Source organism: Bacillus smithii (assembly GCF_001050115.1).
In the GTDB taxonomy this organism is placed as follows: domain Bacteria; phylum Bacillota; class Bacilli; order Bacillales; family DSM-4216; genus Bacillus_O; species Bacillus_O smithii.
In genome coordinates, this window is sequence record NZ_CP012024.1 from 1,481,206 (window position 1) to 1,502,683 (window position 21,478).

General features: G+C 39.1%; 22 protein-coding genes. 13 read left to right on the forward strand and 9 right to left on the reverse strand.

All coding sequences use genetic code 11. From position 1 onward, the window contains the following. Positions 1 to 23 precede the first annotated feature (23 nt). The gene (deoC, locus tag BSM4216_RS07015; protein ID WP_048623226.1) at positions 24 to 680 is read right to left on the reverse strand and encodes a deoxyribose-phosphate aldolase; all 657 of its coding nucleotides are present in this window, start codon (positions 678 to 680) and stop codon (positions 24 to 26) included. A 228-nt stretch (positions 681 to 908) separates the two neighbouring features. Then, positions 909 to 2,090: a NupC/NupG family nucleoside CNT transporter gene (locus BSM4216_RS07020; protein ID WP_048623227.1), complete on the reverse strand. Its 1,182-nt coding sequence runs from the start codon at positions 2,088 to 2,090 to the stop codon at positions 909 to 911. A 528-nt stretch (positions 2,091 to 2,618) separates the two neighbouring features. Here BSM4216_RS07020 and yhfH (BSM4216_RS16250) point away from each other — a divergent pair. Together yhfH (BSM4216_RS16250) and yhfH (BSM4216_RS16255) are read left to right on the forward strand one after the other, a co-directional pair. After that, positions 2,619 to 2,753, forward strand: coding sequence for a protein YhfH (gene yhfH, locus BSM4216_RS16250; protein WP_082142276.1), 135 nt, complete (start codon positions 2,619 to 2,621; stop codon positions 2,751 to 2,753). Positions 2,754 to 2,853: 100 nt separating this feature from the next. Further along, entirely contained in the window at positions 2,854 to 2,988 is a 135-nt protein-coding gene (gene yhfH / locus BSM4216_RS16255) for a protein YhfH (RefSeq protein ID WP_003352759.1), read from the forward strand. 442 nt (positions 2,989 to 3,430) lie between these two features. Here the strand turns inward: yhfH (BSM4216_RS16255) and BSM4216_RS07030 are convergent, their stop codons facing one another. Continuing rightward, positions 3,431 to 4,198 (reverse strand): DUF1836 domain-containing protein, encoded by a 768-nt coding sequence (locus BSM4216_RS07030; RefSeq protein WP_003352766.1) that lies wholly within the window; start codon positions 4,196 to 4,198, stop codon positions 3,431 to 3,433. A gap of 233 nt (positions 4,199 to 4,431) precedes the next feature. Between BSM4216_RS07030 and BSM4216_RS07035 the strand changes: the two genes are divergently transcribed. Beyond that, a complete protein-coding gene (locus BSM4216_RS07035) occupies positions 4,432 to 4,872 on the forward strand; it encodes a hypothetical protein (RefSeq protein WP_048623229.1) in 441 nt (146 codons plus the stop codon). Continuing rightward, complete coding sequence (locus tag BSM4216_RS07040) at positions 4,860 to 5,153, forward strand: YxcD family protein (protein ID WP_003352768.1); 294 nt, start codon at positions 4,860 to 4,862, stop codon at positions 5,151 to 5,153. Before BSM4216_RS07035 ends, BSM4216_RS07040 begins: the two co-directional genes overlap by 13 nt. A 323-nt stretch (positions 5,154 to 5,476) precedes the next feature. Here the strand turns inward: BSM4216_RS07040 and BSM4216_RS17310 are convergent, their stop codons facing one another. Beyond that, a complete protein-coding gene (locus tag BSM4216_RS17310; RefSeq protein ID WP_082142277.1) occupies positions 5,477 to 6,139 on the reverse strand; it encodes a CotG/ExsB N-terminal domain-containing protein in 663 nt (220 codons plus the stop codon). 205 nt (positions 6,140 to 6,344) lie between these two features. On the opposite strand from BSM4216_RS17310, the gene BSM4216_RS07045 reads away from it, so the two are divergent. The 3 genes from BSM4216_RS07045 to BSM4216_RS07055 all read left to right on the forward strand — a co-directional run bounded on the left by BSM4216_RS07045 (position 6,345) and on the right by BSM4216_RS07055 (position 9,338). Beyond that, entirely contained in the window at positions 6,345 to 7,433 is a 1,089-nt protein-coding gene (locus tag BSM4216_RS07045; RefSeq protein WP_048623230.1) for a CotH kinase family protein, read from the forward strand. 109 nt (positions 7,434 to 7,542) lie between these two features. After that, complete coding sequence (locus BSM4216_RS07050) at positions 7,543 to 8,433, forward strand: DUF2642 domain-containing protein (RefSeq protein WP_048623231.1); 891 nt, start codon at positions 7,543 to 7,545, stop codon at positions 8,431 to 8,433. A gap of 236 nt (positions 8,434 to 8,669) precedes the next feature. Beyond that, positions 8,670 to 9,338, forward strand: a complete 669-nt coding sequence (locus BSM4216_RS07055; RefSeq protein WP_048623232.1) for a hypothetical protein — start codon at positions 8,670 to 8,672, stop codon at positions 9,336 to 9,338. Between the two features lie 424 nt (positions 9,339 to 9,762). Here the strand turns inward: BSM4216_RS07055 and msrA are convergent, their stop codons facing one another. The 3 genes from msrA to BSM4216_RS07070 all read right to left on the reverse strand — a co-directional run bounded on the left by msrA (position 9,763) and on the right by BSM4216_RS07070 (position 13,224). Further along, a complete protein-coding gene (gene msrA / locus BSM4216_RS07060; protein WP_048623233.1) occupies positions 9,763 to 10,293 on the reverse strand; it encodes a peptide-methionine (S)-S-oxide reductase MsrA in 531 nt (176 codons plus the stop codon). Between the two features lie 438 nt (positions 10,294 to 10,731). Further along, positions 10,732 to 11,064 carry a winged helix-turn-helix transcriptional regulator gene (locus tag BSM4216_RS07065; protein WP_048623234.1) on the reverse strand — a complete coding sequence of 111 codons (333 nt, stop codon included), beginning with the start codon at positions 11,062 to 11,064 and terminating at the stop codon, positions 10,732 to 10,734. Between the two features lie 273 nt (positions 11,065 to 11,337). Further along, positions 11,338 to 13,224 carry an electron transport protein gene (locus tag BSM4216_RS07070; protein WP_156179227.1) on the reverse strand — a complete coding sequence of 629 codons (1,887 nt, stop codon included), beginning with the start codon at positions 13,222 to 13,224 and terminating at the stop codon, positions 11,338 to 11,340. A gap of 411 nt (positions 13,225 to 13,635) precedes the next feature. On the opposite strand from BSM4216_RS07070, the gene BSM4216_RS17230 reads away from it, so the two are divergent. Continuing rightward, positions 13,636 to 13,770: a hypothetical protein gene (locus tag BSM4216_RS17230; protein ID WP_255287995.1), complete on the forward strand. Its 135-nt coding sequence runs from the start codon at positions 13,636 to 13,638 to the stop codon at positions 13,768 to 13,770. Positions 13,771 to 13,998: 228 nt separating this feature from the next. Beyond that, entirely contained in the window at positions 13,999 to 14,205 is a 207-nt protein-coding gene (locus BSM4216_RS07080) for a YbxH family protein (protein ID WP_003352780.1), read from the forward strand. Between the two features lie 165 nt (positions 14,206 to 14,370). Here the strand turns inward: BSM4216_RS07080 and BSM4216_RS07085 are convergent, their stop codons facing one another. Beyond that, a complete protein-coding gene (locus BSM4216_RS07085) occupies positions 14,371 to 15,087 on the reverse strand; it encodes a metallophosphoesterase family protein (RefSeq protein WP_048623236.1) in 717 nt (238 codons plus the stop codon). Positions 15,088 to 15,303: 216 nt separating this feature from the next. On the opposite strand from BSM4216_RS07085, the gene BSM4216_RS07090 reads away from it, so the two are divergent. After that, complete coding sequence (locus BSM4216_RS07090; RefSeq protein WP_048623237.1) at positions 15,304 to 16,647, forward strand: amino acid permease; 1,344 nt, start codon at positions 15,304 to 15,306, stop codon at positions 16,645 to 16,647. On the opposite strand, the gene BSM4216_RS07095 is transcribed toward BSM4216_RS07090, so the two are convergent. Continuing rightward, the gene (locus BSM4216_RS07095; RefSeq protein WP_048623238.1) at positions 16,644 to 17,279 is read right to left on the reverse strand and encodes a LysE family transporter; all 636 of its coding nucleotides are present in this window, start codon (positions 17,277 to 17,279) and stop codon (positions 16,644 to 16,646) included. The two genes, BSM4216_RS07090 and BSM4216_RS07095, sit on opposite strands and share 4 nt — an antisense overlap. Before the next feature lie 413 nt (positions 17,280 to 17,692). Between BSM4216_RS07095 and BSM4216_RS07100 the strand changes: the two genes are divergently transcribed. The 3 genes from BSM4216_RS07100 (at position 17,693) to BSM4216_RS07110 (ending at position 21,456) form a co-directional block, all read left to right on the forward strand. Then, positions 17,693 to 17,899, forward strand: coding sequence for a hypothetical protein (locus tag BSM4216_RS07100; protein WP_048623239.1), 207 nt, complete (start codon positions 17,693 to 17,695; stop codon positions 17,897 to 17,899). A 323-nt stretch (positions 17,900 to 18,222) separates the two neighbouring features. Then, positions 18,223 to 20,229, forward strand: a complete 2,007-nt coding sequence (locus BSM4216_RS07105; protein WP_048624431.1) for a molybdopterin-containing oxidoreductase family protein — start codon at positions 18,223 to 18,225, stop codon at positions 20,227 to 20,229. 261 nt (positions 20,230 to 20,490) lie between these two features. Further along, on the forward strand, positions 20,491 to 21,456 hold the full coding sequence (locus BSM4216_RS07110) for an MBL fold metallo-hydrolase (RefSeq protein WP_048624432.1): 966 nt from the start codon (positions 20,491 to 20,493) through the stop codon (positions 21,454 to 21,456). Positions 21,457 to 21,478: the final 22 nt, after the last annotated feature.

Below are 21,478 nucleotides of genomic sequence, written 5' to 3' on the forward strand. Positions count from 1 at the left end.
GTCCTCTTTACATTTCTAACTTTTTAAGCTTGACCTGTCACAATTTTTACGCCCGCACTGGCTCCGATACGATTTGCCCCTGCTTTTTCCATCGCCAGCAAGTCTTCTGCCGTTCGAATTCCTCCAGAAGCTTTCACCCCAAAATCCGGTCCAACCGTTTTACGCATTAATGCAACATCTTCCACTGTTGCTCCTCCTGTCGAAAAACCGGTAGATGTTTTGACAAAATCTGCTCCGGCTTTGACTGCTAATTGACAAGCGAGCACTTTTTCCTCTTCTGTCAGCAAGCAGGCTTCAATAATCACTTTCACCAGCGCTTTTCCCTTTGCTGCTTCCACGACGGCTCGAATATCATTTTCCACCAATTCCAGATCACGACTTTTAAGAGCCCCGATATTGATCACCATATCCACTTCTTCGGCTCCATTTTGAATGGCATTGGTCGTTTCAAAAGCTTTAACTTCAGGCGTGGTTGCGCCGAGTGGAAAACCGATGACGGTACATACTTTCACATCGGTATCTTTTAAAATTTCATAAGCGGTTTTCACCCAAAACGGGTTTACGCATACCGAAGCAAAACCGTATTTTTTGGCTTCTTCCGCCAACCGGACGATATCATCCTTCGTAGCATCGGCTTTTAATAATGTATGATCAATCATGTTTGCTTTTTCCAACAACATCGAAGTACATCTCCTTAACCGTATATTTTTCTATCGGCAGCAGCTGCTATTTCCTTTTAAAGGAAAACAGGATCTTGTCTTATTTTCAAAGCCGAAAGATGTGAAATTGCCATGAATTTTGAATTTCACCCTTACTGACCACTGCTGGCATCCATGGTATCACTCTACTTTCATTTTGTTAAACCACAACATGAAGACGGATCCTTTTTATTCAACCACCATTCCCTATTACAAAAATAAACCGATAATCGTCCCGGATAAAATGGACGCCAAAGTTGAACCATACAATAATTTTAAGCCAAAATTCGCCACTGCGTCTCCTTGTTTGTCATTTAACGCTTTCACGGCGCCAGTGACAATTCCGATCGAACTAAAATTCGCGAAACTGATCAGGAACACGGAGACAATTCCAACTGTTTTTTCGGACAGCGAGTGGGATATTTTTGTAAAATTAGCCATCGCCACAAATTCATTTGTCACTAATTTTGTAGCCATGATGCTGCCGGCTTTGACTGCTTCTCCCCAAGGAACACCCATTAAAAAGGCGATAGGAGAAAAGACATAGCCGAGTATTGTTTGGAATGATATATGGAAGACCAGCGTAAAGAGATAATCAATTAAGTTGATCAATGCAATAAATCCAATTAACATCGCTGCTACAATAATAGCTACTTTCAGCCCATCCAAGATACTTTCGCTGATCATTTGAAAAAAGCTCAATTTTTTTGTTTCTTCAACGACAAGCAAGTCCTCTTCCTCTGAAATTTCATAAGGATTAATGATATTTCCGACAATCAAAGCGGAAAATATATTGAGTATTATCGCAATCACGACGTATTTCGGCTCCAGCATGGTCATATAAGCACCGACAATCGATATGCTGACAGCGCTCATAGCCGACGTACATAGTGTGTACAAACGCTTCCGGGAAATGTGTCCAATTTGCTTTTTCGTCGTCAAAAACACTTCTGATTGTCCTAAGACAGCAGAAGAAACCGCAATGTAATTTTCTAGTTTCCCCATCCCGTTTAGTTTGCTTAAAACAAGGCCAACATATTTAATAATCACAGGCAAAATTTTGAAATAGTTCAAAATACCGATCAAAACCGAAATAAAAATAATAGGCATTAACACATCAAGAAAAAAATTGGATATCCCTTTGTTTTCCAACCCTCCAAAAACAAAGTCGACCCCTTTACTGCCCATCTCAAGCAATTTACTGAACATTTTCGACACAAATCCAATGACCGAAATGCCTGCTTTTGTATTAAACATAATAAAAGCAAGTACTAATTGGGCAATCAGCATAGTAAAAATTGCCTTATAGCGCACATGTTTTCGATCATAGCTGACCAACATGGCAAGCCCATACACTAACAGCAAACCAGTTAGAAAAAAAACAACTCTCACAGCAGCTCTCCTCCAATAACATGTTAATGGCAGCGGTTTCAATCCAAACTAAAAGAAATAATTAGAACCGCTGCCCAAATGAATAGACGATCTAACCATTCTCGGAAATACTATACCAAGATATCAATCTATTGTAAACAACGAAATAAAACAGCTAAAACTCACGTCGAAAAGCAGATTGGATCAAGCGAAATGCCAAAATTCATTCCTTTATAACGGGCCGTCTTTTGTTTTTGCAAGTGAAGCGACAGAAAACCTGTTTCTCTTTTTTGGATTAAGCGGAACCATTTTGTTCATACTTTTATCATAGTAAAAATTCTTTTACGACCCTTTTTCCTTTCATATGGAAATAAATAAAAATTCTATTGCATGAAAATTAGATCCATTCTTTTCAGCGAATATTCATTTATATTTTATTTTTTTAAATTTTTTAAAAAATGGGGTACACAACAAGAGAAATGTCGTGTATACTGTATTATAACAGAAACAAGATTTTATAATCTGTATTATAAAAAGGAGGTGCCTGAAATGGTTCAAAGTCCGGTTGAATTTTTCCAAAGCATATCCACTAAAGTTTGTTCTGTATGCGGCAAGCATATGGATGAGCAAGCGGAATCTTATATGATGGAGTGCGATCGCTGCCTTGCGCAATCAGAAGAATAACATCCGTTTCATCCACTTCATAAGTTCATTATTTTTTCATTGAGACAATATTCGGCTTCATTAGAACAAAAATGGAAAAATTTGATAAGGAGGAATAAAAATGGTTCCAAGTCCTGTTGAAATGTTCCGTGATCTTCCTAAAAAAGTTTGTCCGGAATGCGGTGAATATATTGAAGAACAGGCTGAATCGTATATGATGGAATGCGACCGCTGCTTAGCCAACAAAGAAGAATAAGCTTCTTAAAACATTGCTTAGACCTTTGAAAGTCCAGTTGATCGGTGGATGGATGTACGGATCGGTATTAAAGGAGCAGTTGGTGTCAACCAAAAAGGTAAACTGGAAATGGAAAAAAGAAGCTCTTACGGTTTTTCATCTATTAGGACGGTTAAAAAATGGGAAGGAAAATGATTCCTTCCCGTTTTCTTTATGTGCGCCCGGCATGTACATGCCGGGCGCACATAAAGAAAACGGGAAGGAATCATTTTCCTTCCCATTTTTTAACCGTCCTAATAGATGAAAAACCGTAAGAGCTTCTTTTTTCCATTTCCAGTTTACCTTTTTCTTAAGAGTAAAATCGAGTAGGAGGGAGCGATTAACTCCCGTCCTCTCACACCACCGTACGTACGGTGGTGTGAGAGGACGGGAGTTAATCGCTCCCTCCTACTCGATTTTACTCTTAAGAAAAAGGTAAATTCTGCAAAAATAAAGCAGCGGACAAAGAACGTTTAGCAAGCATATGAAAATAAGCCGTATGAACGGATAAAACGGCAATGATGATAATGTTTTTAATCGCTTTTCGCTTTTCTTCATCCAGCTGGAAATGCTCCTGAACCATTTCCTCTGCCTTATATTTAATAATTCTTTCGATCGTTTCGATCGTTCCTTCATTCGGTAAGCGGTTTTCGCTCAAAGAATGATCATTGATTTCTTCAAACAGAGTAGAGTAACATGCATACAGATGAATAGGATTGATGAGATCATCTTTTTGGTCATCAGGATCGTTGATAATCAACTTTAATAGTTGACGAATGGATTCAAAGTCAAGGGCTGTTTTTAAATCCTCTACAATGAATAAAAGCGCGGTTTGCTCAAGTGAATATTTTTTTCCTTTTTGGGGAGAGCCGATCATTTCTTTAATATCCCGTTTAATCCAGTTTTGTAACGCCGTGACAGAAAAATTAGTGTACTCGATTTGATTGCCAAGTGCTGCTATTTCGTTTAAAGAAAAACCTCTATCGAGTTTATTCGTTTTTATGATTTTTTCAAAAATGGGCGGAAGCGTTCCAACGTTCGCAGCATTTGGATCGAGTTCGGAGAGAGAACCATGTTCTTCAGAGTGAATCCATGCTTCTTGCAGTACCGAAAGCGGTGGTTTTTTGCTCCAACCTTTTAATGAAAGGAGAAGGAACGCCATTTCCTTTCTTGTTAATTGAAAGGTATTCACGAAGTTTCCTCCTATTTACAAGTTCTTTTGAACTTATCTTACGCTTTGATATTAAGAAAGTCAAATGACTTTGTTACTAAATGAACTTCATGTCGTTACATTTTCTTTTCAAAATGAAAGAAATTCTACTTGAATATTTTTGAATAAGATCATATAATAAGTTCATAAGAACCTGAACATGACGGTTCTTTAAACTAAAATGAAAAATTATAGAAAAGGAGTCGAATTCATCGATGTTCAAAAAATGGGTTAAATGGCTTTCTTCATTGGCTCTTGTTTTTTCCCTTGTTGGACTAGGTATGGTAGACAGCGCATCGGCAAAAGGATACAGATCTGGAAAAGGATTTTATCAGCCGAGTCACAGCCAGCAAGTTGTTCCGAACAAAAATCAAAATTCTAGCATCTTCAATTCGTCAAAATCGAACACTACCCCATACACTCATACGGTTCCACAAAAAAGCAGCAAAGGCAGTTTTGCCAAAGGGCTTTTATTGGGTGGTCTAGGCGGATTTTTAGCAGGAAGTTTGTTTCATGGTCTCGGACCAATCAGCTCCATGCTGGGATTTGTCATCAATTTATTTCTTCTATATGCCGTTGTCATGCTGGTGGTGAGCGCTATAAGATTGATCTTTAATCGCAGACATCAAAGGGAGTATGACTCATGGAGACGTTAAAACTTTCTGAACAAGAAATCATAAATGCCGTCTGTGTTTATGTAGCGGCGAAAGCAAATGTTCGCCCAGAAGATGTCATTACTGAATTACTGTACGATGATGACACTGGATTTGGAGCAGAAGGAGAAATTGCAGGCGTATTGCATCCATTGACAGAACCACAACTTATTGAGGCGATCAGAGGTTGGATTAAGAGCGAGTATCAAATTGATCCGTATGCGGCTGGAATTCAACTGAAATTAGATGATCATGAAGGAATTATCGCTATGATAAACGAATAAAGACATCCAAAATTTTAATATTGTGGCGTTTGAAGTCTCCTTGGGTAAAACCCGAGGAGATTTTATTTTATCATGAAATCATTGCGTATATTTGTAGACTTATACCCACCAAAAGATGAAAAGTTTGAAAATGATGAAATAAATAACATCTAAGAATGGGGATTAATGAAATAATAGAAGAAATCATACATGTTTCAACGTAGAGGAAAACGGGGTTTAAACACAATAAAAAATGTTGGAACAACGAGAATTTTCTAAGTGGAAATTTTCCAATGGAAATGAAACAAAGGATGAAAGGAAAAACCATTCATCCTTTAGCCTAATTATTTAGCCAATCTTAGTTCCCACATATTTCCGTTTTTCCAGAATCTTTTTTTGGTTACAAAGCGGTTTCTGGCCGTCTCACTTGAATATTGAAAAAAACTTCTAGAAGTACTGCGTCTGGAAGAGCGTCTGGAAGAGCATCTGGAAGAACGCCTAGAAGTCCGTCTGGAAGAACGTCTAGAAGTCCGTCTGGAAGAGCGTCTGGAAGAGCATCTGGAAGAACGTCTAGAAGTCCGTCTGGAAGAGCGTCTGGAAGTCTGTCTGGAAGAGCGTCTGGAAGAGCGTCTGGAAGTCTGTCTGGAAGAGCGCCTAGAAGTCCGTCTGGAAGAGCGTCTGGAAGAGCATCTGGAAGAACGCCTAGAAGTCCGTCTGGAAGAACGTCTAGAAGTCCGTCTGGAAGAACGTCTGGAAGTCTGTCTGGAAGAGCATCTGGAAGAGCGTCTGGAAGTCTGTCTGGAAGAACGTCTGGAAGTCTGTCTGGAAGAACGTCTAGAAGAGCGTCTGGAAGAACGCCTAGAAGAGGTGCTCGACCTGCGGGACGTTGATGGACCGCCTTTTACTTCCTTAACGACGCTTGGATCTTGATACATAAAATCCTCTAACCCAGCATCAGTTGCTTTTTCAACGGCCTCTTTAATATCATCATGGGTGATCTGTCCCATGTGAAAACCTCCTTTAAAAATTATATAAAAAATGTAAATTTCTTTTCACGATTCATAGTATGAGGACAATGAGGAATTGCCTGAGACAAATATGTAGTTTTTGTAAAAAAATTATGAAGGTGTCTTCAGGTGTCACCCTCTTATTTTTTTCATATGATTATAGTAATCATGCGAGATTTCTTTATATGGAGCGAGGAGGAGAGAGATGGATAAAAACAACTTGACTCAATATGAACTTTATATCCATCCTAAAGATTACCAAGAGCTGAGAAGAGATATTTGGAACGATGAACCACTACCGGCAAAATTAAAAATAGGCAACAAGAAGCTTGAAATTGATATCGCTTATCGTGGTTCGCATATCAGAAAATTTAAAAAAAAATCTTATCATATCGCTTTTTATAAACCCCAAATATACAGGGGAGCGAAAGAAATTCATCTGAATGCAGAGTTTAAAGATCCGGCCGTCATCCGAAATAAATTATCATTTGATTTCTTCAACGAAATAGGCGTATTGTCGCCGCGTTCCCAGCATATTTTTTTGTCCATAAATGGCCGAAACGAAGGGATCTATTTAGAATTGGAATCTGTAGATGAATGTTTTCTTAAGAAAAGGAGCTTGCCAGAAGGGGCCATTTTTTATGCGGTGGATGGTGATGCCAATTTTTCATTAATGAGTGATCTAGACAAGGAAGTGAAACGTTCGTTGGATTTAGGATATGAAATGAAATGGGGGAATGAACAAGACATATTTTACTTGCAAGAGATGATTCTTAAATTGAATACTACTCCGCGGGCGGAATTTGAAAAAGAGATTCAAAAATATTTTCATGTCGAGCAATATCTATACTGGCTTTCCGGAATCGTCTGCACTCAAAATTACGATGGATTTGTTCATAATTACGCGTTATATCTGAACAGGGAAACGGGTTTATTTGAAATTATCCCTTGGGATTATGATGCAACATGGGGAAGGGACATCAATGGAAAGGAAATGTCGGAAGATTATGTGAGAATTCAAGGATATAATACTCTTACAGCTCGACTTCTGGACGTTCCCTCGTTTCGAAAAAAGTATCAATTGATTTTGCAAGAAATATTGGAAGAAAAATATACCGTTGCAAACTTGCAGCCGAAAGTGGAACAGCTCTACAAACAAATTAAACCGTATGTACAAAAAGATCCCTATATAAGAGACCGTCAGATGCAATTTGAAAATGAACCTGAACTCATCTTGCGTTTTATTGAAAAAAGAGGAAATTATATTCGAAATCATTTACAAGTATTGGATTAGTAAGGTGGAAATTTTTGTGAATAGGCAACTACAAGGTTCATCTCTTCCTTGTGATGAGTATACATGCACTGTAGTTATACCATATGGATCACGAACAAGGAGGATATGAATGAATAAGAAATCGAATTTGAACCATCAGTGCAACAAGGAGCGATTTCAATCCTTTTTAGAATCCTTAAAAGGACGGATGGTTACTATATATCGCAACGATCCCGAAGCAAAAACGGGACGTTTGTTGGACGTTCAGTCAGATTATATTGTTTTAGAGCTTGAACATAATACGATCGTTTATTATCAAATTCATCATGTCAAAAGCGTAAGTGAAGATTCCAAAGCCAATCAACCAGTAAAGGAACTGGACGAGGAGTTGGATTTTATTAAAGAGGAGAGCTTTAGTGATCTATTCCGCCACTTAAAAAACGAATATATTCAAATCAATCAAGGCGGGCCTGATTTGGTTGTCGGAACATTACTGGAAACAAGCAACGATTATATTATCTTGGCATTGGAAAACAACGAGATCGTGTATTTTAATCTTGATCATGTGAAAAGTGCATTGAAACTATCTAAGGGAATAAAATCTAATCATTTAACCGAAACGAAAGATTCTGATCAAACAATGGTTTCAGTGTCATCCAAACCTTCGACTTCTATAAGCCACGAGATATTAAAAGCCGAATATTTTGCTGATCTTTTTGATCAATTGATGCATAAATGGGTATTGATCAATCGCCGAGGTCCCGATGCTTTGGAAGGCATTTTAGTGGAAAATGCTGGAGGATATTTCACCATTACGAATAACCATGAAATTATACGAATCAATCCGTTTCATATTAAATGCATAAGTATAGGTCCAAAAACGGATAAAAAAGAAGAAAACGACCAAATTGAAGCCGAGGAAGATCATCCACTAAGATCACTCCACAAAGAAAAAAAACCATCCCTCGAAAGACGATCCGGAAGACGATCTGAAAAACGATCCCATTCTAGATCTGCATAGTTAAGAAGAACTTCCATAAGATCGGATAGAATCCAAAATAAGATATAGCACCTCTCACTCCACAGCCAGAATTAAAAATAGTGATCCATCATAGCGGAACAAAAGGATGAGGTAGTGAAAGAAAACGATTATTGGGAACGGAAAACCGATATCCACAATCATTGCCATCGTGCTGGGTGCATGAGTATGCGACACTGGTGCACCTGGTATTATTATAGGATAGGAAGGAGAATAAGATGGAACAATTAAAAAAATATATCGGCACGGAAATTGAATTGGAGATATCCGATAAGACTAAGCTTTATGGAATTTTAATGGATATTGGCTCTGATATATTAGTCCTGTTTGATGGACGCAAAGATTTTTATATTCCTTTTTTGCATGTCCATAACATTAAAGAACGGAGCGAAAACGAATTGACAGGCGTTCAGCCGCCTGTGACCGTCGGCTTTAAAGATGACGATCATGAACTTTCTTACCGAAAAACACTGTTAAAAGCAAAAGGACATTTTCTTGAATTATTCGCTGCCAAAAACAAATCGCTTCATGGTTATATTACGAGTGTATTAAATGATTATATTGTATTTTACTCTCCTGTATATAAAAATGTTTTTATATCCATGCACCATTTAAAGTGGCTTACGCCATACTCTTACGAAACAACTCCATATTCGTTAAGCAGTAAAGAACTCCCGGTCGTTCCCCTAAACATTCCATTGGCAAGATCTTTTGAAGAACAATTAAAAAAATACAAAGAAACGTTAGTGGTTTTTGATTTGGGAGAGGAAGCAGACAAAATCGGACTGTTGAAAAACGTAGAGAACAATATGGTCAAACTTGCCGCGGCAGATAGTCGAACGGTTTTTTGGAAGCTCTCTCATTTGAAAATGTTTCATCTCCCTTGAAATACCAATGAATAACGACTCATTGGCTTTGAAGAATAATAGACACGCTGAAACTTTAAAAATGGACAACTTCAATGAACTTAAAAATTGAAAAATAAAGGGAATCCGAACTGACTAGAGCATAACCGGCAGTCGCTCGAATGACGACCAAGCTGTATCAATCAAGGTCGCATAGAAGAAGGAAAAGAGTTATGACGGTCATTTCGCTCCCTAAAAATATCGTTTCGACATCGATTGATCATTGGCATTGTATGCATATGAGGCTAAGAAAGGAACTGGGTATACTAAAAAACCAATTCCCTATCCAAAAAATAAACAAGCAGACACATTTTTCCGTCTGCTTGTTTTTTTGATTTCATGATTTTATGCTCACTAACAAAAAGAGCGTTTGAAGGAAAAACGACCAAATAGAAAGTCAAACTGTCTATTTACCCCAATGTTCCTTGATAAAAAGATCCCGTCCAGATTTTTCTCTGTCTTTCTTGTATTCTTCTGGATTTTTTTTATAAAAATCTTGGTGATAGTCTTCTGCAGGGTAGAAAGTAGAAGCAGGCAAAATTTTGGTTACAATCGGTTTTTTGAATTTACCGCTTTTTTCGAGGCGTTCTTTTGACTCCTCTGCCAATTTTCGTTGCTCTTCTGTATGATAAAAAATGGCCGTTCGGTAGTTGTCTCCTCGGTCATGGAATTGTCCGCCATCATCTGTCGGATCAATTTGCTGCCAATAAATTTCTAAAATTTTGCTGTAAGGAAAAACAGTTGGATCATAAAGAATTTCCACTGCTTCATAATGACCTGTTTTGCCAGATTTGACTTGTTCATAGGTTGGATTTTCCACATGTCCTCCTGTATAACCGGAAGTTACCTTATGAATGCCATCCCATTGATCAAAAGGTTTCACCATGCACCAAAAACATCCACCGGCGAACGTTGCTTTTTCTAATTGCTTTTTCATTTTTAAACACCTCAAAACGTTGGTTTCACGATACAATGCTCATTTTATCACTAAAAGAAATAAAACGGCAATAAAAGAGATGAAACAGCCATTCTAAATATGTAGAAAAAAAGTTGAAAGGAAGGAGCAGGAGATCGAGAATCGCATCGGCATTCAGAATAAATTGAAAAGGGAAATAGTGGTGTCGGGTTGTGATTCGTGTGAGGCCAATCATCTTTCGGTGATGACCTTGAATAAAAGCGAAAACAAACTCATTTCAAAGATTTTTTAAAATGAAGAATACAACAAAGTTTTGATGGCTCACAATACAACGAATAGGAGTCGTTCTTTCATCGATAAACAGATCATAATGACTTACATTTTCAGGAGCAGATCATCTTCATATCACAGGAAGCAGGGGATTCGTTGCGGCGGCAAAGCAATGAATGAAGCTTTGGCTTACTCATGTTCACAGTGATCTTCAATGACCACCCATTCGTTTGCCCAATTTTCCAGCTCCCGTATGAAGGGTTCCAATGCTTTCCCTTTTTCCGTCAAAGAGTACTCGATTCTTACCGGTGTTTCTGGATATACTTTTCGATTGACAATTCCTTCTTGCTCCAATTCCTTTAGTCTTTCGGATAACAGTCGACCACTGATCGGAATAGAAGATTCAATGGTGCAGAAACGCTGTGGACCCGAAAGCAGTTGATGTATGATAAAACCTGTCCAACGTTTGCTGAAAATGTTCATTGCTTTTTCAAATTTGGGACATAAGGTTGATTGGCTCAATATGATCACCTCTGGAACCCATTATAACCTAAATTCATATGCTTGTAATCTTTCATAGTCAATAGCAGATGAGGAAAAGTTTCTAGTTTTGAAATTGACAAGAATCGGAATTGGAATCAATTTAAAAAATTTTTAAGAAAAAATTTTTAATAGCGTTTCTCAGCTAAGAGAAAAATTTAATCAAATACATTAATGGTGAATTTTGGATAATGATTCACAAAACCAATTTAAAAGGATCTGATGAATAAAATCATTAGATCCTTTTTAGCACGTTTATTTTTGATCCGTCCGGCCTTTGTTTAACGATAGCAAATATTTCGCCAAAGCTATCTGTTCTTTCTTCGTAAAGCCGCTCTCTTGATCGACCCAGAACGAATGGCCTGCGCCGGTTATATGGACGGAATGGAGAGGGGCATTCGCTTTTATGACTTTTTGGCGTTCTTTTCGATCCACAAGCGCGATGATGCTTCTGTATGGATCGACCGGTTTTCCTTTGAGAAGTGTGCCGGTAAGGCCGTAGTTTTGTTCATACCCTACTGCAACGCCACCGTCATGAAGATAAGGTGCTTGCCAATAAAGGCCGATCAAGCTGGGCGTTTTATAACCGCCTTTTCCATCGTGTGCAAAACCTAATCGCAGCTGTTGTTCGTCAATGTTGTCCATCGGGATTTTCAGCACACGTGCATTTTTTCTGATCGGCACATTCTCAGTCGGTGAATAGAGAAGAGGCTCTGCAAAAATTTTAGCCGTTTTGGCCAGAGCTTTTGCTCTTGACGGTTCTGTCCCAATTTCGTCCGCTGAAACGATTTGATGGTTAGTAAAATAAGAGCCGGCATGACATTTAATGCATCCTGCTTTCGAAAAAACGTTATACCCATCATCGGTTTCCGATTTGCTAATGGTTATGTTCGGTTTAGGTGGAACGAGCGCATTTTGAAAAGCAGACATTGCATTGTTTTGTTCATTAAAATGAAACCCAGGGCTGCTGACGATTAAACCATCCGGGGCAACCGGAGATACGTTTGGAAATGTCGGAGGTTTGACCATTTCGTTTATTCCTGGGGCTGCAGGCGTCGGATCCACTTCAGCGAAAAAAGCGGAAGGGCTTTTTCCTTTGCTTGGATCGAACCGAAATTTTGGATTAGCCGCATTTTGCAAAATGGTTCCAATATAGGTTTCTTTCTCAATGTCAAAGAGCGGTTTGGCAATATCTGCTTGTGAAAGGGAATCGGAATTTTGAGCATGAACATTATTGTTAAAAACGGTTAATCCGTGGAATGAACCAGCCATGCCAAATCCACTCCAACTATAAGGGAAATTTTGAAAGGTAAAAGAGGAAGGGATTTGAGCTGGATTTCCTTTTAAATCAATCGTGGAGTCAAAATTCCCTGGTGGCCACAGGAGCAATGTCTTGTCTACCGACTCTTCTAATTTTTCTTTATTGGGAAGTTTAAGATTCCCCTGTTTTTGAAGGAATTGAGAAAAATTAGAAATATTCGCGTGAGTGAAATAGGCGGCTGTATTGGGTGCTAAAGCAAGGAGCAGACCTGCATTTAAATCTGAGTTGGGGGCGCCTTCCACTACACGCTTCGTTTCTTGATCGACCGTCGCGTGGCAAGCCGCGCAGCTAATGCCAGCTTTTAACTCTCCTTTAGAAAATGAAACAGGCATACCTAAAGGAGCAAAAGAACCTTTTGGAACATCAAGTCCTGTTGAAATCATCTGACCTTTTTTGAATGATTGCCCGCCGATCTTAACGTCTTTTGCCAGTTCTACTTTTAAATTGGTTGTACCTTCCCCTTTTAGAGCAAGGATGGCTTTCATCAAATTAGGTGCCGTTAACGGCCCATCCAAAATGCCGATTATATCTGTAAGGAATACTTCGTTTCCAAATGTTTCTTTATAGAAAGCGTCTCTTCCTTTTTCAAACAAATCATGGTCCACTTTCACCGCACCATTCTTTTCTGAAAGTTTTTTTGCATTTCCTTCAGAGAGACTGAGTGTTTGTCCGTACCAATCATAGCTGTTTACATTTCGATAAGAACTGATGATGTCCTCTTTATCAGGGACATAGGCATAATCAAGATCTATAAAATAAACAATGGCTGCGATAAAAATGATGAATCCTATGATGGCTATAAACCAAGACTTGTTTATCAAAGCGATCCCCCGTCGTCCTGTTGCTCTTTTATGATGGAATGTTGGAAACCAGATGAATGACTTAGATGATGAATGTTTTGGAAATAAAGATTTTGGAAAGAAGATGTTTTGAAACAACGTATCGAATTTAAGATACAGTGGGCAGCCAACGTTTTTTATTGTTTCTAGAAAACACAGCGTTTATTCCGACAAGTGAAGGCGGTTCAGTGGAACTTTATTTCCGTATGATGGTTGATATTTATGGTTGGATGTAGCTTGTGTATTGTAAAAAGAAAATCGATTAGAAAATGAGTTCATAAAGAAACAAATGTAGATTTTGAATGGACGCAAAATGGGGGTCACTCGACCAGTAAATTAAAACGGCAAAGGGTATACTAAAAAAACTTGCAATGTAGTAAGGAGGTGAATCATTTGCCGAGCGGAAAAGAATTAGAACAGTTGCCAATTTCCAACATAGCCCCTGAAGAGGGAAAAGCCCCCGATCGTTTCGATGGAAAGTTAATCAAAAGCGCATCAAAAAGGGAAGAGAAAAAGAAAATCAATTGAAAACAGTAACAAAAACGGGAAGAGTCCGTGGTTATCGTTTTGACTACTTCTTATCGCTCCATGATCCTTCTCACCAAATATTGGATAGTGAGAATTCGATAGCAAAGAGCAAAAGACATGACTATAAGGAAGCAATAAAGAACAATGGGAGAATTGATCCATTTGTCCTTTTGCTTAGTGCAGGGAGCGTTGGATTTCTAAAAGAGCAAAATAAAAAGGGGGGATCGAATGGGAGCGATTGAACGGAACGGATATCGGTTTGTGCCGGAGTTCAGTGTGACTTATCAAAAAGGTGCTGTCCATGTGTATCGAAATGGAAAATATCTGGATGAAATTACATTTGATTTTTCGGGAAAATATCCGGATGTTGATCAAATTGAGGAGTTAGTAGAACAATATTGTAAAAACAATCGGATTACGCCATCTTCAAATTAGAGTCATGTGATATGGCAAAACTGATTGAAAAGGGCTTGATTTAAAGATCAGCCCTTTTCTTTGGCATTCCTTATGATGAAACGCATTGAAGAAGAATACCAAAACATACTCCGTATATGTCTAACCTTCATTCTTGGGAAGGACACGTTTGAACCATGTTGGATATTACAGCCGACCGTTTCGCACAACATCAACCATGGCTTTATTAGGATAATCGTTTTCCATATATTGCTGTACTGTTTTTTCAATATCATAGTTTACTCGTTCAATAGAAACGCGTACATTTCCATCTTCTGCTTCCACGATACCATAAGAAGCCATCGCTTGGCCGTCGAACGGTAATCCGACGCTGCCAATATTCAATACTGTTTTGCCGTTCAAGAAACGGATATAAGGTAAATGAATATGACCATAAATATAAAAATCAGCCATGTTTTCGGCCATTAGCCTTTTTTCCAAATGAACATCATCGGTGTCGGGACGGATGATGTCAAATAAGCTGTTTGGAGTTGCGTGAAACGCTAGGATTGCCTTACCGTTCAAGTCGATTTGGAGAGTTTGCGGAAGGTTTTGTAAATAATCGATATCCGCTGAATCTAGATGAGCGACTGTCCATTCTCGTTCCTTTTTCATTACATCCAGCGCCTTATCCGGTACTTCTCCTTTTTGAATGCCGCGTACCACCCATTCGTCGGCATTTCCTTTGATCACATTGGCATTCAATGAACGAATCAGGTCTAAAGCTTGTTTTGGATTCGGCCCTCGAAAGCAAAGATCACCCAGTACATAAATTTGATCGATCTGTTTTTTGGCGATATCGTCCAAAACGGCTTCGAGTGCGAATGCATTTCCATGAATATCAGAGATAAAAGCAGCTTTCATTCATTATGCACCTCTTTTTCCTTGAAAAGGATATTGGAATCAACTTTAAGTTGCCAGTCAGTAAAGGCAATTCCATTCTTTTTATACCACATTTGGTGGGTTCCGACCAATTTGAAAAGGCATGGATGAAGATGAATCAAGACTAGAAATGACAGAATAAATCGCTTTCGTTAACGAACAATATAGTAGGAAAAGAAGTAAAGGGAGTGCATGGACATGGACAGAAACAAAAGTTCTTCTAAGGAGGGGCAGCTTGAATGGTGGCAGTTATCCTTAATCGGGGTCGGCTGCATAATCGGCACCGGCTATTTCCTTGGATCCGGTCTTGCCATCCGCAATGCTGGGCCATCCGTCATCCTTTCTTATATTCTTGCGGCAATTTCCACTTACATCGTTTTTGATGCGTTAGCAAAAATGACAAAAAATGACCCGCAAAAAGGCTCTTTTAGATCTTATGCCAAAAAAGCTTATGGACGATGGGCTGGATTTTCCACAGGGTGGGTTTATTGGTGTTCGGAAATGTTAATTATGGGAAGCCAAATGACTGCGTTATCGATATTTTCGCGTTTCTGGTTTCCAAATGTCCCATTATGGGTCTTTGCAGCCGGTTATGCCGTTTTGGGGATTATGGTTGTATTAACGGGTACGAAAGGTTTTGACAGGCTAGAAAATGTTTTTGCCGTTATGAAAGTTTCCGCCATTTTGATGTTTATTGTGATCGCTTTGCTTGCATTATGTGGAGTTTTAGACGGAGGAAATGGCTTTCGAGTACCAACTACTATCCAACAACTATTTCCGAATGGAGTCATAGGAGTTTGGGCTTCACTCATCTACGCCTTTTATTCATTTGGCGGGATTGAAATCATGGGAATACTGGCGATTCGCTTGCGGAAAAAAGAAGATGACCCAAAATCCGGAAGCTTCATGCTTTTTTTGCTGGCACTCATTTACTGCCTCTCTCTCGGTTTGGCGGTGATGATGGATTCTTGGAAGGCCTTTTATTCGAAGGAAAGTCCTTTTGTCATCGCTTTAAATGACTATCACCTGCCGTTTTTCCCGCATATTTTTAACGGAGCGTTCATTATCGCCGGTTTTTCCACGATGTGCGCTTCCTTGTTTTCGATTACATCTATGCTTGTGATGTTAGCGCAAGATGGAGATGCCCCTGCTGCGTTAGCAAAAAATGGGAAATGGAAATTAAAAGTTCCTGTAAAAGCTCTGGGTTTGACGGCGGCAGGAATGGCCGCTTCCGTTATATTGGCGCTCGCGATGCCGGATAAAGTGTATGAATATATTACAACTGCCGCCGGTTTAATGCTTTTGTATAATTGGTTTTTTATTCTTCTCTATTCAAGGCGGCTGATCGAATTAAACGCATGGGGCAAAACAAAGAGATGGTCAGGGATGGTGCTCATCATTTTGGCGGTTAGCGGTACTTTATTGGAAAAAACGAGTCGATTTGGTTTTTTCGGCAGCTTATTGTTTGTCGGAATCGTTGCCATTGTAGTGCTGAAAATACGATCCAATTGGAAAAAGGAGCAAAAACCGGCTCCTGTTTAATGGGCGATGAGAGTCATAATACCTTGAAAACCGAAATAAAAGCCAAAACCGACGAGCGACAGACCGGATAGAAAAGAAGTCAAATACAAAAAGTTGGTGGACAAAAGTTTGCGAAAACTGCTAGCGATAAATGCCATCGTTAGATCCCATAAAAAAATACCCGCGAAGATGGTTCCGCTCAAAAAGAACAATTGCTCTTTTCCGTAAGTAGTGGCTGTTTTAGCCAGCACCGAACCGTAAATCCCCAACCAAAATAAAATGGTTAACGGATTGGACAAAGACATAAAAAAACCGGAAATAAACGTTTTAAAAAGCGGTTGGCTGCTTCGGTGAACATTTGCAGAAATTTTTCCGGCCGTTAAAAGACTTTCAACGCCAGTGTAAACAAGTACAAAAAATCCGAACAACCAAAGAAAGGCTTGGATGAAAGGAGCGTCAAGAAAACGGACAAAACCAAGATAAACAAGCATCATATAAAACGCGTCTGCAATGAGAGCGCCGACGCCGACAAGCCAGGCGTGCATAAAACCGTTTTTGATTCCTTTGTCCAATTGAGCGGCATTAATCGGTCCGATCGGTGCCGCCAACGATAATCCTAAAAGAAGATAACTGACAAATAAACTGACGCTCATTGAGTCTACCCTCCACGTTCTTTGCTCGTAAGATTCTATTCCAAAAGAAAGACTTGTATAACTCAAGCTTTTGGAAAAAAGATAATATCCAGTTAATAGAAAAATGATGAAATGTGATGTAAATGCGTGGAGGGAGTTTGACAAAAGATCAACCCAAAATAGAAAAAGGCGGATGCGGATGGATAATGACCGTAAGCATGAAAACGAAAAGTCTCTTTTGTGTAAAAAAATTATTGGAGACGATCCATATCGAAGCAATAAGGCTGGAAGGAATATCATGAAAATATTCTGAATTTTCAATAAAAATATGGTGCTTATGCAGGATTTTTTTATTTTGCCACGAAATAGACAAATAAAATTCATAAAATAGACAAAAATTTCATAAGATACCAATAGAAAGGGAGGCGTAAAGGATGTGGGCATTTTTGGGTGAGCATATGCTATCCATTATTAAATTTTTGATTGGAAGCGTTTACATCGTGTTTTTGATAGTCCCGTTTTATTTGGCCAAATATTTTAAGCAATTGGAAGAGCAAGAGAAATGGGACAAATGGAATGAACAGATGGAAAAATACAAACTCTCTGTTCGGAAGAGAAAAAAACGACCCGTCAATTTTTAGAAGTCGCTGGCCCTTGGATGAATCCAAGGGTCTTTTTTAATGGAGAATTTTAAAAAGTATGTACTAAAAAAGAATGGATTCGTTCATTAGAGTTCAAGGAAGCAATTGTTTTTGAAATTTGGGACGAGCAGTTTTTTGATTGAAAAGCGATCAGTGAAAATTCTTTAAATCATGTTTGTTTTTTTGATGTAAGGTGATTTTTCATCATGATATTTGATAAGTAAACTTTTATATAATGAAAGTGAACATACATGCCACATTTGTTATAATCACTAGTAAGCTTTCATCGTGGGAGGGAGATACTGTTGGAAGACAAGGTGACAATGGTCCGATCTGTTTGTCCGCTGGATTGTCCGGATGCTTGCAGTTTAATGGTGGAAAAACGAAATGGAAGAATTGTAAAAGTGGAGGGGAACAAAGATCATCCCGTGACAAAAGGGGTCATTTGCCATAAAGTTCGAAAATTCCCGGAAAGAACCTATCACAAAGAGCGTGTTCTTTATCCGTTAAAAAGAACGGGAAAAAAGGGGACGATGACTTTTCAAAGGATATCTTGGGAGGAAGCTTATGATGAAATCGTTACACGATTTCAGCGGGTGATCCAAACTTATGGCAGTGAAGCCATTTTGCCTTACAGCTTTTATGGAAATATGGGGATATTAAACAGCGAAGGGATGGATCGGAGATTTTTTCATAAATTAGGCGCCAGTTTTTTGGATCGGACGATTTGCAATTCGGCCGGAGCGCAAGGATTTCGATACACGATGGGGGCAAACAAAGGCATTGATCCAGAAGAAACGATTTATTCTAAGCTCATTTTGATTTGGGGCTGCAATGCCGTGAGCACTAATTTGCATCAAGTACTCTATGCCAATGAAGCCAAAAAACGTGGAGCGAAAATTGTTGTCATCGATACGCATCGCAACCGTACTGCAAAATGGGCTGATTGTTTTTTGCAGATCCGACCCGGAACGGATGCAGCGTTAGCGATTGGCTTGATGCATGTACTGATTCAAGAAAACTTGATTGATACAGATTTTATTCAAAAATATACAATCGGCTTTGAAGAATTAAAAAAGGAGGCTTTAGCTTATACTCCTTCCATCACGGCAAAATGGACAGGCCTTTCTGAGGAAGAGATTCTTTCATTGGCGAGATTATACGGTCAAACCACTCCTTCTTTTATTAGAATTGGAAATGGCTTGCAGCATCATGAAAATGGCGGGATGGCCGTCCGTGCCATCGCATGTTTGCCGGCTTTAACCGGACAGTGGGGAATTCGTGGTGGAGGTGCTTTAAAAGGAAACAGTGGTTTTTTTCCTTTTCATCATTATAAAATCCAACGTCCTGATCTCCATCAAAATCCTCGCGCCTACACCATTAACATGAATCAGCTCGGAAATGCTCTGCTTGATCGGTCTCGCCCGATTAAAGTGTTGTTTGTGTATAACAGTAATCCGGCGCAAGTAGCACCTGATCAACAAAAGGTAAGAGCCGGATTGTTGCGGGACGATTTATTTACCGTTGTTCATGATCAGTTTCTTACGGATACTTGCCGTTATGCAGATATCGTTCTTCCTGCAACCACTCATTTCGAAAATTGGGACCTGTATAAATCATACTGGCATCTGTATTTGCAGCTTCACGAGCCGGTCATTCCTCCTCAAGGAGAAGCAAAATCGAATTTTACCTTGTTTAAGGAACTAGCGGAGCGTATGGGATTTGATGATGTGGCATTTCGTGTTACTGAAGAAGAGATGATAAAAGAAATTGTAGAGGATATCGGCATCGATTATGACGAATTAAAGAAAAAGGGCTATGTCAAAATAGGCGCTGCAAACAATACTTTTCCGCAGTACTTTCCCACTCCATCCAAAAAAGTGGAATTTTACTCGGAAAGGATGAAAAAAGAGGGGTTGCCGCCTGTCCCTGTATTTACTCCTATTCAACCAATGGAGAAAAAATTCCCTCTCATGTTGATTTCTGGACCCAATCATCAATTCTTAAATTCTACTTTTGGAAATATAGCTGCATTAAAAAAATTTGAAGGAAAACCTCGGCTGCAAATCCATCCAAAAGATGCTATACAACGCGGAATCAAAACAGACGATATGGTCATTGTTTACAATCAGAGGGGGCGCTGCCGTTTGTTCGCAAACGTCACAGAAGATTGTTTAAAAGGAACCGCCGTAATTCAAGGACTTTGGTGGGATGACGAACAATCCGGATTCCAATCCGTCAATGTTTTAACGTCGCAGCAATTGGCAGACATGGGAGGAGGAGCTTGCTTTTTTTCTACTTTTGTAGAAGTTCAAAAAGAGAGCCAGTAAGTTTTAGCTGACGATGAAAGGATCGTCAGTTTTTTCGCTTGTAAAAAAAGGAAATGCAAAGTATTTTAGAGCAAATACGTTTGAAAAGGTTGCTGCAAGCCTAAATGTATGCTGGAGTGTCAGCCTTTGCGACTTATATATTCAAAACGGATTTTTTTCATGCAAATAAAATGAAACATTTTTCCGAACTTTCCATTACTTCCGCAAACTGTTAAACTAGTAGTATTAGGGAGGGAGAATCATTTGGAAAGAGGGGATACAATGCCAAGTGCGCAATATTTGGGCCACGGGATTTCGTTATTGGACGTACGGGATTTAGGACGTGAAAAAAGAACGGGAACATATGTAATTCAAGAAGAAAAATTGACGATTATTGAAACAAGTGGAAGTCCATCTATCCCTTATATTCTGCAGGGATTGGAACAGTTGGGGCTAAAGGCTGCTGACATTCAATACATCATTGTGACACATATTCATCTCGATCACGCTGGAGGAGCAGGACTGCTTTTGGAAAAATGCCCGAAAGCAAAAGTGATTGTACATCCAAAGGGGAAACGACATCTTATCGATCCATCGAGATTGATCCAAGGGGCAAAGGCTGTATATGGCGAAAAATTCGAAGAGTTTTTTGAACCTGTTGTGCCTGTTCCGGAAGATCGTTTAATCGTGAAACGGGATGGGGAAACGCTGGAAATTGGTCATGACCGTATACTTACGTTTTTGGATACACCAGGCCATGCTTATCATCATTTTTCTATTTATGACCCGAAAAGCAACGGTATCTTTACGGGAGATACAGTTGGGATTATCTATACTCCGCTTTTGGAAAATGGACTGGATTTTTATTTGCCTACAACTTCTCCGAATCATTTTAATCCGGAAGCAATGCTCCAATCTGCTGATCGAATTGAGAAACTAGGGATTAGCCGGATTTATTTTGGCCATTTTGGAATGAGTGAAGATCCATCCGCTGCTTTCCGGCAATTACGATTTTGGCTTCCTATATTTGTAGAAGCAGGACAGCAAGTGGCCGACAGCAACCTTTCTTTTGAAAAAAAGACGGAGGCCGTTTATCAAACATTAAAGAAAAAAGTTACTCGATATTTGGATGAACGAAAGGTGCCACGCACTTCAAACGTTTATGAAATACTCGATTTAGATTTAACGATCTGCTCGATGGGAATTGTTGATTATTTTCAAAAAAGAATGGCTGAATCTGAGAAATAATCGTTCGAGCGGCTTTCAACAA

Excerpts from the sequence above, each read along its gene's own strand:
- BSM4216_RS07090 (WP_048623237.1), top strand. The coding sequence starts at position 15,304 with ATGGACAGAAACAAAAGTTCTTCTAAGGAGGGGCAGCTTGAATGGTGG.
- msrA (WP_048623233.1), bottom strand. The coding sequence starts at position 10,293 with ATGAAAAAGCAATTAGAAAAAGCAACGTTCGCCGGTGGATGTTTTTGG.
- yhfH (WP_082142276.1), top strand. The coding sequence starts at position 2,619 with ATGGTTCAAAGTCCGGTTGAATTTTTCCAAAGCATATCCACTAAAGTT.
- BSM4216_RS07045 (WP_048623230.1), top strand. The coding sequence starts at position 6,345 with ATGGATAAAAACAACTTGACTCAATATGAACTTTATATCCATCCTAAA.
- BSM4216_RS07105 (WP_048624431.1), top strand. The coding sequence starts at position 18,223 with ATGGTCCGATCTGTTTGTCCGCTGGATTGTCCGGATGCTTGCAGTTTA.
- BSM4216_RS07095 (WP_048623238.1), bottom strand. The coding sequence starts at position 17,279 with ATGAGCGTCAGTTTATTTGTCAGTTATCTTCTTTTAGGATTATCGTTG.
- BSM4216_RS17310 (WP_082142277.1), bottom strand. The coding sequence starts at position 6,139 with ATGGGACAGATCACCCATGATGATATTAAAGAGGCCGTTGAAAAAGCA.
- BSM4216_RS07110 (WP_048624432.1), top strand. The coding sequence starts at position 20,491 with ATGCCAAGTGCGCAATATTTGGGCCACGGGATTTCGTTATTGGACGTA.
- BSM4216_RS07035 (WP_048623229.1), top strand. The coding sequence starts at position 4,432 with ATGTTCAAAAAATGGGTTAAATGGCTTTCTTCATTGGCTCTTGTTTTT.
- BSM4216_RS07100 (WP_048623239.1), top strand. The coding sequence starts at position 17,693 with ATGTGGGCATTTTTGGGTGAGCATATGCTATCCATTATTAAATTTTTG.
- BSM4216_RS07080 (WP_003352780.1), top strand. The coding sequence starts at position 13,999 with ATGGGAGCGATTGAACGGAACGGATATCGGTTTGTGCCGGAGTTCAGT.
- BSM4216_RS07085 (WP_048623236.1), bottom strand. The coding sequence starts at position 15,087 with ATGAAAGCTGCTTTTATCTCTGATATTCATGGAAATGCATTCGCACTC.
- BSM4216_RS07055 (WP_048623232.1), top strand. The coding sequence starts at position 8,670 with ATGGAACAATTAAAAAAATATATCGGCACGGAAATTGAATTGGAGATA.
- yhfH (WP_003352759.1), top strand. The coding sequence starts at position 2,854 with ATGGTTCCAAGTCCTGTTGAAATGTTCCGTGATCTTCCTAAAAAAGTT.
- BSM4216_RS07040 (WP_003352768.1), top strand. The coding sequence starts at position 4,860 with ATGGAGACGTTAAAACTTTCTGAACAAGAAATCATAAATGCCGTCTGT.
- deoC (WP_048623226.1), bottom strand. The coding sequence starts at position 680 with ATGTTGTTGGAAAAAGCAAACATGATTGATCATACATTATTAAAAGCC.
- BSM4216_RS07050 (WP_048623231.1), top strand. The coding sequence starts at position 7,543 with ATGAATAAGAAATCGAATTTGAACCATCAGTGCAACAAGGAGCGATTT.